Source organism: Candidatus Binatia bacterium (assembly GCA_036563615.1).
Classification (GTDB): domain Bacteria; phylum Desulfobacterota; class Binatia; order UBA12015; family UBA12015; genus DATCMB01.
Map to the genome: position 1 here is coordinate 281,610 of DATCMB010000006.1, position 12,797 is coordinate 294,406.

Consider the following 12,797-nt stretch of genomic DNA (forward strand, 5'->3'; position numbering starts at 1 on the left):
GTCCATACCGCAAGCGGCGTGGTAATCCGCTCGCGTCACGGTCTCGCGTGCGTGGGGGCTCGGCCGGCATCGCGTCCGGACGTGGGCTACGATGCACGCAGCACCCGGAATGAGCATGGTCGAAGAGGTGGACAGCGGGCGGTCGGCGGCGGAGCCGGCGTCCGCGAGCGGCGCCGCAGCGCGCGCCAAGCGCAACGACGAGCAGGGCATCGTCCGCGAGCTGAGCAAGACCGTCCGCAAGCGCGTCCGCGTCACGCCGCGCAAGGCGGTCGCGGCGATCGCCGCGGGCGCGAAGGGCCACAAGGACGCGAAGGGGAAGGAGAAGGCGCCGCCGCTGCCCGACTTCCCGCCCGAGCTCTACCTCAACCGCGAGCTCACCTGGCTCGAGTTCAACTGGCGGGTGCTGCACGAGGCGGAGGACAAGCGCGTGCCGCTGCTCGAGCGCGTCAAGTTCCTCGCCATCGTCAGCTCGAACCTCGACGAGTTCTTCATGAAGCGCATCGGCGGCCTGAAGCAGCAGGTCGCCGCGGGCGTGCGCGAGCCGACCGTCGACGGACGCACGCCGCAGCAGCAGATCCACGACTGCCTGAAGGTGGTCGCGGCGCTCGACGAGCGGCGCCAGGAGCTGTTCGTCGAGCTGATCCACAAGCTGCGCCAGCACGGCATCGTCCTGACCCACGTCCACAAGCTCGACGACAAGGACCGCGCGCAGCTGCGCGAGTGGTACGTCAAGAACGTCTACCCGCTGGTCACGCCGCAGGCGATGGACCCCGCGCACCCGTTCCCGTTCGTCTCGAACCTGTCGCTCAACCTGCTGGTGACGGTGCGCTACCCGAAGGACCCGCAGATCTCGCTCGCGCGGGTCAAGGTGCCGGTCGGCGCCGGCATCCCGCGGCTCGTGCGGGTCGGCGACCGCGACGTCTTCGTCACGCTCGAGGACGTCATGGCGGACAACCTCGACCTGCTGTTCCCGGGCATGGAGGTCGTCTCCACCGAGCTCTTCCGCGTGACGCGCAACGCCAACACCGAGCGCGACGAGGAGGACGCGGACGACCTCGTCGAGCTGATCGAGAACGAGCTGCGCGACCGCAAGTTCGCGCCCATCGTGCGCCTCGAGGTGGGCAAGGGGATGTCGCGCATGCACCGCGGCATGCTCGCCGCGGAGCTCGGTCTGCAGGAGGAGGGCGACGTCGTCGAGCGCTCGGGTCGGCTCGGGCTCGGCGACATGATGGAGCTCGCGACGCTCGACGTGCCGGCGCTGCGCGACCCCAAGCACCACCCGATCGACAACCCCGAGCTGACGCGCGGGCGCAACATCTTCCACGTCATCCGCGACGCGGGCTCGATCCTGCTGCAGCACCCCTACGAGTCGTTCACCTCGTCGGTCGAGCGCTTCCTCGCCGAGGCGAGCGAGGACCCGAAGGTGCGCGCGATCAAAATGACGCTCTACCGCACGTCGTCGGAGTCGCAGGTCATCGAGCACCTGATCAACGCGGCGTCGAACGGCAAGCAGGTCGCGGTGGTGGTCGAGCTCAAGGCGCGCTTCGACGAGGGCGCCAACATCCAGTGGGCGAACCGGCTCGAGGAGGTCGGCATCCACGTCACCTACGGCGTCGTCGGGCTGAAGACGCACTGCAAGGTGATCCTGGTCGTGCGTCAAGACTACGACGGGCTGCGGCGCTACAGCCACATCGGCACCGGCAACTACCACGCCGGCACCGCGCGCATCTATTCCGACCTGGGCCTCCTCACCTGCAACGACGAGATCGGCCAGGACCTGACCGAGCTCTTCAACTACTTGACGACGGGCTACAAGCCGCGGCGGAGCTACAAGAAGCTCCTCGTCGCCCCGACCGGCGTCAAGCAAGGACTGCTCGAGAGGATCCAGCGCGAGATCGCGCACCAGGCGGCCGGTCAGCAGGGGCTGATCCAGCTCAAGATGAACGCGCTCGAGGACGTCGACATCACGCGCGCGCTCTACCTGGCGTCGCAGGCGGGCGTGAAGGTCGACCTGATCGTGCGCGACACCTGCCGGCTGCGGCCCGGCATCCCGGGCGTGAGCGACAACGTCCGGGTGATCAGCATCGTCGGACGCTTCCTCGAGCACTCGCGGATCTTCTACTTCCGCAACGGAGGCGCGCCGGAGTACTACATCGGCTCCGCCGACGCGATGAAGCGCAACCTCGAGAGCCGCGTCGAGGTGCTCGCTCCGGTCGAGGACCCGCGTCTGCAGAAGGAGCTGCGCGCCATTCTCGATCTGCATCTCAACGATCAGCGCAACGCGTGGGAGATGCTGCCGGACGGGACGTACAAGCAGCGGCGCAAGCCGGGCAAGGAGCTCGGCTCGCACGAGCTGCTCATCGAGCGCGCGGAGCGCCGTCAGCGCGAGGCGACGCGGCTCAAGAAGCGCAAGCCCAAGGGCATCGCGCGCCGCCTCGCCGCCGCCGATTCGACGCAGGACATCTTCATCCTGCGGTAACGGCGACGCCGTTCGCGGTTCATCGCGGACGGCTACGACCCGGGCATGCGCTCGGGCCGCGAGCAGTGCTGCTCGCTGCGCCGGCAGAGCAACGGGCGCGCGCGCCGAAAAGCGACCGCGCCGCTTGACGCTCTTCCCGGGGCACGACCCTTGCTGTGCGTCGCGTCGACGCCGGACGCGACGCGCGCATCGCGGCCGTCGCGCCTCCGGCGTTCGGGGTGAATTTTATGATGGTACTCGACATGACCGAGCAGCTCGCGCCCGCGGTCTGGGCGCTGCTCGCGCTGTTCGCGCTCTCGGTCGTGGTGATCGCGTTCGCGGTCGCCGCGGCGCGTGGTCCGCGGATCGTGTGGCGGAGTGGGCAGGGGCAGGTGCCGCGCAGGCGCACGCGCCGTAGCGAGCGCGTGCGCCTGCGCGACGTGTCGTTGTCGCGCGCTTGAGCGTCAGCCAGGCGTGTTGCTGACCTCCTCGTACGGCCGGCAGGGCTGCGCCCGCAGCGACGGACACTGCGGCAGCGGCCCGATCGCCTCGAGGCCGGGCAGCACCGGCAGCACCACGCGCGAGGGCATCGCGCCGCCGCGCGCGATCGTGTTGATCACCTCGCCTTCTGCGGGCAGCGCGCGGAACTTCCAGAGCGCGCGGTCGCCGCCCGGCGCGCTGATCGAGATGCGGATGCGCGATCCGGCGCGGAAGGCGTGCGCGAAGGGGAAGAGCTCGACGCGCGCGAGCACGAACTCGCCCGGCACGAGCGGCGCCTCGTCCTCCTCGCGGTGCGTGTGCACCGGCCGCAGCTCGGTCGACTCCGGCGACTCGACGCGACGGCTCGCCCGCAGCCAGCCGCTCTGCACGTAGGTCTCGAAGCCGTCGGGGCGGATCTCGCTCAGCGTCACCTGCACGTCGGTGTCGATGGCGGTCGACGTCAACCACAGATCGATGCTGCCCGAGCCCGCCATGAGGACGTCCTCCTCGAGCGGCTCGGTCGCGTACGCGAGCGCGCGGCCGTCCGGCAGCGGCTGCCAGTGCCAGTCGGGGAGCGTGGTCCACTCGGTGCCCGGCGTGCGCAGCGACGTGCGCTGCGACGACGACGGATCGTAGATCCACGAGTCGGTGCCTTCCTGCGCGGGCGGCTCGGACACCAGGCGACCGCCCTCGTCGAAGTACCACGCGGTCGGCACGAGCTCCGGGATCGGCCAGGCGTCGAACTTCGCCTCGAACTGCGGAACCGGCGCGCCCGGCTCGTCGCCGCCGGCGCCGTTGTCGAACACGATGCGCACGCGCGGCTCGCTCTCGAACAGCGCCAGCGCCTCCTCGTAGCTCGACACGCCGGCGAAGCGGTCGGGCTCGAGCTCGAGCTCGCCCTCGGCGCGGAAGACCGAGTCGTTGATCGCGTCGAGGATCACCGGCAGCGCCGGCGAGCGCTGCGGCACGCGGCGCGCGACGTAGAGGTCGAGGAACTCCATCCAGCGGGAGAAGATGAACGGCGCGAGCGGCTCGGTGTGTCCGCCGTTGGTGATCGTGATGAACACCTTGTCGCTGCCGAAGCGGTCGAGCATGTTCGCGAAGTAGGAGCCGGTCTGCTCGTCCTGCCAGGCGCCGGCGAGGAACACCGGCACCTCGATGCGGTCGACGAACAGCGCCGGCGTCACCGGGTCGGCGACCTCCGGATGGTAGAACGAGTTGTCCTCGATCATCTGGATGATGTCGGGGGACTGATCGCGCAGCCGCTGGTTCGCGATGCAGATCTCGTCGCCCTCGTCCATGCGGCGCTGCGCCCAGCGCTGACCGCCCGGACGCGCTTCACGCTGACGCTCCTCGGCCCACGACGTCGCGAAGCCGTTGTTCAGGATGCCGCCCGGGTAGAGCACGCCGCGCCCGGTGTCGGAGATCACCGACAGCGGCGCGATCGCGGCGAGCCCCGGCGGCTGGAGCCGCGAGACGAAGAGCTGGCTGATGCCCGGGTACGAGATCCCGATCATGCCGACCTTGCCGTGCGCGACCCACGGCTGCGACGCGATGATCTCGACGACGTCGTAGCCGTCGGTCGACTGCAGCGTCTCGAAGAACTGGAACGCGCCGCCCGAGCAGCCGGTGCCGCGCATGTTGACGCCGACCACGGCGTAGCCGAGCGCGTACGCGATCAGGCTGCTCGGCTGCGGGGTGTCGGGATCGGCCGGCGAGTAGCCGGAGTACTCGATGAGCGTCGGGTACGGCCCGCCGTCGATCGGTCCCGGCAGGAGCACGTTGATCGCGAGCAGCGTCCCGTCGCGCGTCTCGATGTACTGGTAGCCCGGGCCCACCATCTGCGAGCTGTAGAAGGACGGGTCGGGGACCTCCTCGGGCGTGGTGATGGAGAACGGCTCGCTCACCATCGTCTGGCCGCCGACCGACGCGGTCACGCGGTAGCCCGGACCCGCCGGGACGTCGCGGAAGATCAGCGAGCCCTGCGCGTCCGCGGTGCCGGTCGCGACCACCGCACCCGAGCCGTCGACGAGCCGCAGCTCCATGCCGGGCTCGGCGTCGACCACGTACGCCTGCTCGACGCTGCCGCGCGCCGTGTAGGTCGCTGGGATGCTGCCCGGCGGCGTCGGCGCCGGGGTCGGGGTCGGGATCGGCCCGGCCGAGCTGCTCGAGTCGCCGCAGCCGGTGATGGCGAGCTGGTGCAGCGCCAGCACGGCGACCAGGGCGAGGGTCCGCAGATGGCGCAGGTGCAGGAGGGATCGCTGTGTCATCGAGAAAGGCTCCTTGCCGAAAAAGGCGCCAAACGTAAGGCGTTGCGTCGACGCTTGTCAACGCGGGAAAGACGCTGGCAGCGCGCGCACGATCCCTGATAAGGGACTCAAGCGAGCGCCCGACCGAGCCCTGTATCACGGAGTGGACCGCGTGACGAAGAACGGCCTGCTCGTCGCCGACAGCGACATGCACGTTTTCGAGCCGCCCGACCTGTGGCAGCGCTACATCGACCCCGCCTGGCGGCACGCGGCGCCGATCGGCCTCACCGAGCTGCGGCGCGACATGCGGGTCAAGGTGAAGTCGCACGTCCTGCTGCGGCTCGGCGCGGTGCGGCCGCTCGCCGTCGAGGGCGGCGCCGGGGCCTGGAAGGCCGAGCACGACGACGCCTACGCCGCGGCCGAGAAGCGTGGCTGGGATCCGACCTCGCAGCGCGAGGCGATGGACACGGAGGGCGTCGATCGCGCGGTGCTGTTCCCGACGCGCGGGCTCTTCGTGCTCGGGCTCGACAGCCCCGAGATGATGGGTCCGGACGGCCTCGAGGGGCCGCTCGCCGCGGCCATCGCGCGCGCCTACAACGACTGGCTCCACGACTTCCTGCGCGAGCTGCCGGGACGCGCCTACGGCGCGGCGATGATCGCGCCGCACGACGTGCCGGCGGCGGTCGCGGAGACCCGGCGCGCGGTCGAGAAGCTCGGCTTCAAGGCGATCTTCCTCTCCCCCGGCGCGGTCGGCCGCCGTCCCTGGCACCACCCGGCGTACGACCCGCTGTGGGCCGAGTGCGAGGCGCTCGGCGTCGCGGTCGCCTTCCACGGCGGCGGCCAGAACCACCTGAAGCCCGACTTCTCGCTCGAGATCTTCGACAAGCTGATGATGTGGCACACCTTCAGCCAGCCGCTCGGGGTCATGGCGGCCGCCGTGAGCCTGACGGCGGGCGGCGTGCTCGAGCGCTTCCCGCGGCTGCGGGTCGCGCTGCTCGAGGGTAACTGCTCGTGGGCGCCGTGGCTGTTCTACCGTCTCGACGAGCACTGGGAGTGGCTCGGCAAGACGGAGGCGCCGGAGCTGCGCATGAAGCCGTCGGAGTACTTCCTGCGCAACTGCTGGCTGTCGGTCGAGGCCGACGAGGAGCCCGTCAAGCAATACATCGAGCGCTTCGGCGACGACAACCTGGTGTTCTCGACCGACTACCCGCACGCCGATTCCAAGTACCCGCACGCGGTCGAGACCTTCCTGAAGCTGCCGCTGTCGGAATCCTCGCAGCGCAAGATCCTGTGGGACAACTGGAGCCGGCTCTACGACGTCCCGGCGTCCTGAGATAGGTTCGAGGGAGCGGAGGAAACGCCATGCGAGCGGAAGACCTGATCCTGGTGAGCGTCGACGATCACGTCGTCGAGCCGCCGGACATGTTCGAGCAGCACCTGCCCGTGCAGTACAAGGACAAGGCGCCGCGCGTGGTTCGCAAGAAGGACGGCAGCGACGTCTGGTGGTTCAACGGCCAGCAGGTGCCGAACATCGCGCTCAACGCCGTCGTCGGACGTCCGCCGGAGGAGTACGGCATGGAGCCGACGTCGTACGATCAGCTCCGCCCCGGCTGCTACGACGTGCACGAGCGCATCCGCGACATGAACGCGAACGGCGTGCTCGCGTCGCTGTGCTTCCCCTCGTTCCCGGGCTTCACCGGCATGAAGTTCGCGGAGCTCGCCGACAAGAACCTCGCTCGCGTCATGATCCAGGCGTACAACGACTGGCACATCGACGAGTGGTGCGGATCGTACCCCGGCCGCTTCATCCCGATGGCGCTGCCCATCATGTGGGATCCGACGCTGATGGCGGAGGAGGTGCGGCGCGTCGCGAAGAAGGGCTGTCACGCGCTCAGCTTCACCGAGAACCCCGAGCGTCTGAAGCTGCCGAGCTTCCACTCCGAGCACTGGGACCCGTTGTGGGAGGCGCTGTGCGACGAAGGCACGGTGCTGTGCGTGCACATCGGCTCGGGCGCCGGCATGCAGTTCAACTCGATGGAGGCGCCGGTCGACGTGATGATCACGACGACGCCGATGAAGATCGTCGACTTCGCGGCGGACGTGCTGTGGTCGCGCGTCCTGAAGACCTACCCGAAGCTGCGCATCGCGCTCTCCGAGGGCGGCATCGGCTGGATCCCGTACTTCCTCGAGCGCGCCGACTACGTGCACGAGCACCACCACGCGTGGACGCACCAGGACTTCGGCGGCAAGAAGCCGAGCCAGGTGTGGCGCGAGCACATGGTGACCTGCTTCATCGACGACCCGATCGGCGTCAAGAACAGACACGCCGTCGGCATCGACACCATCACCTGGGAGTGCGACTACCCGCACTCGGACACCACGTGGCCGCGCTCGCCGGAGATCCTGATGAAGAGCCTCGAGGGCGTGCCGGACGACGAGGTGAACAAGATCACGCACGAGAACGCGCTGCGCATCTTCCGCCTCGACGCCTTCAAGTACCGGCCGAAGGAGAAGTGCACGGCTGGCGCGCTGCGCGCCGAGTCGCCGGACGTCGATCTGTCGGTCCGCAGCGTCCGCGGCGGCAAGCCGCCCGCGACCGATCCGTCGCGACCGGTCACGACGGCCGACGTGATGCAGCAGCTCGCGGGCGCGTTCGCGGTGCCGGTCGAGGCCTAGCGTCGGGACGGCCGGAGCGTCAAAACAGAACGAGGCCGTACTCGCCGACGACGCGGTAGCCGAGCGCGTGGTAGGCGCGGCGCGCCGCCGCGTTCTCCTTCCCGGTGAAGAGGACCGAGCGCGTCGCGCCGGCGGCGCGGGCGTGCAGCAGCGAGCCCGCGACCACCGCCCGCGCGTAGCCGCGACCGCGCAGCGCGGGCGGCGTGAACACGCCGCCGATCTGCACGCAGTCGGGGAGCCGCGCGTTGAAGGCGCTGAACGCGACCGGGTCGCCGTCGCGCTCGAGCAGGAAGCAGCTCTCCTGTCGCAGCAGCGGCTCGATCTCGGCGGCGCTGCTCGCGTCGAGCTCGGGATCGTCCGCGGGGTGGCCGAGCAGCTCGACGCGGTACGCGCTGCGCCAGCGGACGACCAGCGCGCGGTCGTCTTCGCGCGCGACGCGCACGCGCAGCTCGCCGCGCGCGAGCGACGAGGGCACGACGAGCTCCGCGAGGTCGAGCGCGAAGAGGTCGTCGTGGCTCGTGCAGATCGCGGGCCGCTCCGTGACGCCGAGCGCTTCGCGCGCGGCGAGCACCTGGTCCCACTCGCCGACGATGCCGCCGAGCGGCCGTCCGGAGGACGCGACCGCGAAGCGCACGACGTCCGCGAGCGCGCGCGGCGCCTGCACGACGACGCTGCCGTTCCAGGCGTGCGCCGCGACCGCGACCAGCTCCGCGCCCTCGAACGCGCCGGCCCACGTCGCCTGGAACGGCTCGCTGCGGTCGACGAGCCCGCCCGCGCGCAGGTTCGAGCGCAGGAACAGCGACGCGTCCGCGTGGCGGGCGAGGAAGGCTTCGATCGTCGGCTCGTCGCCGGGCTCGAGCACGCGGACGCGAATCATCGCGCGAGTCTTCCTCGATCGAGCGCCCTGGTCTAGGAAGGACGTTTCCACGCTCGCGAGACGGCGGAGGGACGACGATGGCGACGCCCAGCAGAGCCGAGGTCGAGAGCGCGTTCCAGCGCTACCTGCAGCTCGGCGCGTTCGAGCGCAACTGGAACGCCTGGGCCGACCTCTTCACCGAGGACGCGTACTACTACGAGGTGCAGTACGGCACGTTCCGCGGCCGCGAGGCGATCCGCAAGTGGATCACCACGACGATGGCCGGCGTGCCCGACATGTACTTCCCGCCGCCCAAGTGGGTGATGATCGACGGCGACCGCGTCGCCTTCTGCATCGAGAACGTCTATCCGAACCCGAAGGACCCGAACGGGCCGCCGATCGGCTTCCCGACGTTCACCGTGCTGCAGTACCGCGACGGCCTGTGGTGCTCGGAAGAGGACTACTACGACGTGAAGGCGAGCGTCGCCGCGCGCGAGGCGTTCCGCGCTGCGGGCGGCAAGGCAGCGCCGCCGCTCGCGCGCTGACGGGAAGCAGCGCGACGGCTCGCGCGCCGACCTGCAGCGGGCGCCGACGCGCGAGCGCCCAGCCATGACGTCGCCGGCACGTCTGCTGCGGCGACGAGCGCGCCGAACGCACCGAGCGTCGCGGGCCGCGGATCCGGCGCGCGCACCCACTGACCGCGCGCTCTCTCGTTGAGCTCCCGCCACACCTCGTTCGGGTTGCCGTCGAACACTGGCCGCGCGTCGCCCGGGACGACGCTCCAGTCGCCGCGCGCGATCTCGTCGTCGAGCTGGCGCGGCGCCCAGCCGGCGAAGCCGACGAAGGCCCGGAAGCGGTCGCGCGGCCCCGGGTCGCGGATCACGCGGCGCAGGACGTCGAGGCTCGCGGTGACGAAGACGTCGTCGAAGATGCGCTGCGACTCCTCGGGCGCGTCGCCGCCGGTGCGCACCAGGAGCAGCATGCGGTCACGCCCGACCGGACCTCCGAGGAACACGGTCTCCGAGCGCTCGCGCAGCTCCTCGACGTCCGGCAGCAGGAGCGCGAGCTTGACGTCGGTCGGCCGGTTGATGACGACGCCGAGCGCGCCGTCGGCGTCGTACTCGAGCAGCAGAACGACCGTCTCGCGAAAATTCGGATCGACGAGGCGCTCGTTCGCGACCAGCAGCTTGCCGCGCGCGAGCGTCGGTCGCGGCTCGACCTCCGGTGCGGCGGCGGCGAGCGACGCCGCGAGCAGCGCCGTCACGGCGGCCGCGATCCCGAGCGGCGTCGCACGCGGCGTGGTCGCGCCCAGCTTCACGGTGGCCTCCGTCGTCGAAGCTACGCCGGCTCCGATGGTGCAGCAAGCGGCGCCCTTGTCAGCCTGCGTTGCGATCGCGACAATCGGCGCCGTGGCGAGCAAGGTCGGCAAGGTCCCGAGCAAGCGCATCTATCGCGTGCGCTTCATGAACGAGGGGCGGATCTTCGAGCTCTACGCGCGCGAGGTCGCGCAGGGGTCGCTGTTCGGCTTCATCGAGGTCGCGGACATCGTCTGGGGCAGCAAGTCCGACGTCATCATCGACCCTTCGGAGCAGGAGCTGCGCAACGAGTTCACCGGGGTGAGCCGCCTCTACGTGCCGCTGCACGCCGTGGTCCGCATCGACGAGGTCGAGAAGGGCGGCACCGCGAAGATCATCTCGCTGCCCGGGACGCAGACCAAGGCGACCGCGCCAACGGTGCCGATCTACACCCCGAGCGGCACCGGGCCGATCAAGCCGAAGTGACGAAGCGCTCTCGCGCCACCGCATAGCACGCGACCTTGCCGGCGCCGTCGGCGGCGCCCGGCGTCAAGCCGAGCCTCTCGCGCGCGCCGCAGGCCGCAGACGCCCGCCAAGCCGCCGCCGTCAGCTCGACGATCCGGAGCCCGAAGCCGGCGCGCGCGAAGTCGATCTCCTCGCGATCTCCTCCGCGCGTCGCTGCCGCGCACCGTGTTCCGGGCGTCCGGACGCCGCGATCGCCTCGCGGAGCGAAATCTCCCGACCCTGTTGTCCCGAATCCGGAATCGGGCTTAGGATGCCGCCCGTCTCGTTCTCGGCGCAACGGAAGCCACGGTGTCCAGGTCCTCGAGCCCGCACGACGGCGCACACACGACAGCGAGCTGCATGGTGCTCCGGCATGCCTTCTGACGCCATCGTTTACGTCGTCGACGACGACGCCTCCGTTCGCGACGCGCTCCGCTTTCTGGTCGAGTCGGTCGATCTCCGGGTCGAAGCTTGCGCGAGCGCGCAGGCGTTCCTCGAAGCGTACGACGGGAGCGCGCCCGGCTGTCTCGTGCTCGACGTCCGCCTGCGCGGCATGAGCGGTCTCGACCTGCAGGCCGAGCTCGGCCGGCGCGGCATCCAGATCCCGACCATCATCGTCACCGGACACGGCGACGTGCCGATGGCGGTGCGCGCGATGAAGATGGGCGCGATCGACTTCGTCGAGAAGCCGTTCAACGAGCAGCAGCTCCTCGACCGCATCCAGCAGGCGATCGACGTCGACCGCGAGCGTCGTCGCAACGGCGAGGAGCGCGCGCACCTGCAGTCGCTGCTCACGACGCTCAGCCCGCGCGAGCGCGAGGTGATGGACCTGCTGGTGCTCGGCAAGGCGAACAAGGAGGTCGCGGAGCACCTCGGGCTCAGCACGCGGACCGTCGAAGGCCATCGCGCGCGGCTCATGGAGAAGCTCGGCTGCGAGTCGCTCGCCGAGCTGGTGCGCATCAGCCTCGTCTGCTCGCAGCAGGCCCACACGTAGTAGTACGGCGTGCCGCGAGTACGTTTTCGTACTTGACCGTCGGCGCGCGATCCACGATTCGTGGACGTGCCCGGTCGGGCACCGCTTCCGACGTCCGCCGCTACGCACCCGCGGGGCGCTGCGCACTCGCGGGGTGAGAGCCGAAGCGGCAGATCGGAAGCCGATGCGCCGCTCCGGGGTCGGTCACGCGCGGGTCGCCTCTGACGGTGGGGAGGCGACCCGCGCCGGCCGCTTCCCGAGCCGACGCCGACCGTCGAGCTGGTGCTCGACGTGATCGCGCGCGCGCTCGAGCTCGCTCGACGTCGCCCGGCACCCTGGCGCGCAGTTGTTCCCTCGCGGGGACGACGCTAAGCAGGCGCGGGGAGGGTGTCGAGATGACGAGGAAGATCGTGGGCGCGCTCGCCGCCGTGCTGCTGCTCGTGGGCAGCGCGAGCGCGGAGGATGCCGCCAGCAAGGGCGGCAAGAAGGAGCGCGTCTCCTGCAAGGACATCCGGCAGGCGATGTCGAGCGGCAAGACCGCCGACCAGGTGGCCTCGGAGCTCGGGACGCGCACCAAGCGCGTCGAGCGGTGCATGGGCCGCGAGCCGCGGACCAAGAAGAAGGGAACGCAGGCCGGGCAGGCAGACGGTAGCGCCACCCCCGCCAAGGAGAAGTCGACGACGCCCTGAGGTTTCGTCCTCGGGTGCTTTCCCGCTCCGGCGCTCGCGACGCGGGCGCGACCGACGATGGTACGGTCGTTGCTGCGTCGCGACCGCCGTGAGCACGCAATCGAGTTTGCAAAGAGCCGCGCGTCGCGGCGCGATCGCGCTGGCGCTGGTCGTCGGCGCGTCCGTCGGCGTCGCAGCCGCCGGCCAGGGCGACGGCTGGTACGAGGCGACCGCCTACACCATCGAAGGCAAGACCGCCTCGGGCGCGAAGTCCAAGGAGGGCGTCGTCGCCGCCGATCCCGACCTGTTGCCGCTCGGATCGCGCATCCGCCTGCACGACGCCGGCCCGTACTCCGGCGAGTACGTCGTCAAGGACAAGGGTCGCAAGATCCAAGGTCGCGAGATCGACATCTTCGTCGAGGACGAACGGCAGGCGAAGGAGTTCGGCGAGCGGCGCGTGCGCGTCGAGGTGCTCGAGCGCGGCGAGGGACGGGCGGACGCGCGCCAGAAGCCGGCTCCCGAGGCCCACGAGCGCGCGCCGGCGGTCCGCTGAAGAGCGCACCGTACGCCGGAAAGTTCTGGTCTTCTTTGTAAGCTTGACCAGGTGAGCGGAGCCGCGCCTTGAACCCCGGCCTCGC

General features: G+C 70.5%; 12 protein-coding genes. 9 read left to right on the forward strand and 3 right to left on the reverse strand.

Annotated features, from left to right (window positions below; all coding sequences use genetic code 11):
- Positions 1 to 115: 115 nt before the first annotated feature.
- Together ppk1 and VIS07_04200 are read left to right on the forward strand one after the other, a co-directional pair.
- Complete coding sequence (gene ppk1, locus VIS07_04195; protein HEY8514699.1) at positions 116 to 2,479, forward strand: polyphosphate kinase 1; 2,364 nt, start codon at positions 116 to 118, stop codon at positions 2,477 to 2,479.
- Positions 2,480 to 2,721: 242 nt separating this feature from the next.
- A complete protein-coding gene (locus VIS07_04200) occupies positions 2,722 to 2,919 on the forward strand; it encodes a hypothetical protein (GenBank protein ID HEY8514700.1) in 198 nt (65 codons plus the stop codon).
- Positions 2,920 to 2,922: 3 nt separating this feature from the next.
- Here VIS07_04200 and VIS07_04205 read toward each other — a convergent pair whose 3' ends face one another.
- Positions 2,923 to 5,208: a CocE/NonD family hydrolase gene (locus VIS07_04205; protein ID HEY8514701.1), complete on the reverse strand. Its 2,286-nt coding sequence runs from the start codon at positions 5,206 to 5,208 to the stop codon at positions 2,923 to 2,925.
- 151 nt (positions 5,209 to 5,359) lie between these two features.
- Here VIS07_04205 and VIS07_04210 point away from each other — a divergent pair, with 151 nt between their 5' ends.
- Both VIS07_04210 and VIS07_04215 read left to right on the forward strand, forming a co-directional pair.
- Positions 5,360 to 6,520, forward strand: coding sequence for an amidohydrolase family protein (locus VIS07_04210; protein ID HEY8514702.1), 1,161 nt, complete (start codon positions 5,360 to 5,362; stop codon positions 6,518 to 6,520).
- 29 nt (positions 6,521 to 6,549) lie between these two features.
- Positions 6,550 to 7,863: an amidohydrolase family protein gene (locus VIS07_04215; protein HEY8514703.1), complete on the forward strand. Its 1,314-nt coding sequence runs from the start codon at positions 6,550 to 6,552 to the stop codon at positions 7,861 to 7,863.
- Positions 7,864 to 7,882: 19 nt separating this feature from the next.
- On the opposite strand, the gene VIS07_04220 is transcribed toward VIS07_04215, so the two are convergent.
- Entirely contained in the window at positions 7,883 to 8,740 is an 858-nt protein-coding gene (locus VIS07_04220) for a GNAT family N-acetyltransferase (GenBank protein HEY8514704.1), read from the reverse strand.
- 77 nt (positions 8,741 to 8,817) lie between these two features.
- On the opposite strand from VIS07_04220, the gene VIS07_04225 reads away from it, so the two are divergent.
- Positions 8,818 to 9,264 carry a nuclear transport factor 2 family protein gene (locus tag VIS07_04225; GenBank protein HEY8514705.1) on the forward strand — a complete coding sequence of 149 codons (447 nt, stop codon included), beginning with the start codon at positions 8,818 to 8,820 and terminating at the stop codon, positions 9,262 to 9,264.
- On the opposite strand, the gene VIS07_04230 is transcribed toward VIS07_04225, so the two are convergent.
- Positions 9,183 to 10,037 (reverse strand): YqgE/AlgH family protein, encoded by an 855-nt coding sequence (locus tag VIS07_04230; GenBank protein HEY8514706.1) that lies wholly within the window; start codon positions 10,035 to 10,037, stop codon positions 9,183 to 9,185. The genes VIS07_04225 and VIS07_04230 overlap by 82 nt on opposite strands.
- A 91-nt stretch (positions 10,038 to 10,128) precedes the next feature.
- On the opposite strand from VIS07_04230, the gene VIS07_04235 reads away from it, so the two are divergent.
- From VIS07_04235 to VIS07_04250, 4 genes are all read left to right on the forward strand, one after another.
- Positions 10,129 to 10,500: a DUF1820 family protein gene (locus tag VIS07_04235; GenBank protein HEY8514707.1), complete on the forward strand. Its 372-nt coding sequence runs from the start codon at positions 10,129 to 10,131 to the stop codon at positions 10,498 to 10,500.
- Between the two features lie 391 nt (positions 10,501 to 10,891).
- Positions 10,892 to 11,512, forward strand: a complete 621-nt coding sequence (locus VIS07_04240; GenBank protein ID HEY8514708.1) for a sigma-70 family RNA polymerase sigma factor — start codon at positions 10,892 to 10,894, stop codon at positions 11,510 to 11,512.
- Positions 11,513 to 11,886: 374 nt separating this feature from the next.
- A complete protein-coding gene (locus VIS07_04245) occupies positions 11,887 to 12,180 on the forward strand; it encodes a hypothetical protein (GenBank protein HEY8514709.1) in 294 nt (97 codons plus the stop codon).
- Between the two features lie 106 nt (positions 12,181 to 12,286).
- The gene (locus VIS07_04250; GenBank protein ID HEY8514710.1) at positions 12,287 to 12,712 is read left to right on the forward strand and encodes a 3D domain-containing protein; all 426 of its coding nucleotides are present in this window, start codon (positions 12,287 to 12,289) and stop codon (positions 12,710 to 12,712) included.
- The last annotated feature ends 85 nt before the right edge of the window (positions 12,713 to 12,797 follow it).

Excerpts from the sequence above, each read along its gene's own strand:
- VIS07_04215 (HEY8514703.1), top strand. The coding sequence starts at position 6,550 with ATGCGAGCGGAAGACCTGATCCTGGTGAGCGTCGACGATCACGTCGTC.
- VIS07_04240 (HEY8514708.1), top strand. The coding sequence starts at position 10,892 with ATGCCTTCTGACGCCATCGTTTACGTCGTCGACGACGACGCCTCCGTT.
- VIS07_04220 (HEY8514704.1), bottom strand. The coding sequence starts at position 8,740 with ATGATTCGCGTCCGCGTGCTCGAGCCCGGCGACGAGCCGACGATCGAA.
- VIS07_04245 (HEY8514709.1), top strand. The coding sequence starts at position 11,887 with ATGACGAGGAAGATCGTGGGCGCGCTCGCCGCCGTGCTGCTGCTCGTG.
- VIS07_04200 (HEY8514700.1), top strand. The coding sequence starts at position 2,722 with ATGACCGAGCAGCTCGCGCCCGCGGTCTGGGCGCTGCTCGCGCTGTTC.
- ppk1 (HEY8514699.1), top strand. The coding sequence starts at position 116 with ATGGTCGAAGAGGTGGACAGCGGGCGGTCGGCGGCGGAGCCGGCGTCC.
- VIS07_04225 (HEY8514705.1), top strand. The coding sequence starts at position 8,818 with ATGGCGACGCCCAGCAGAGCCGAGGTCGAGAGCGCGTTCCAGCGCTAC.
- VIS07_04205 (HEY8514701.1), bottom strand. The coding sequence starts at position 5,208 with ATGACACAGCGATCCCTCCTGCACCTGCGCCATCTGCGGACCCTCGCC.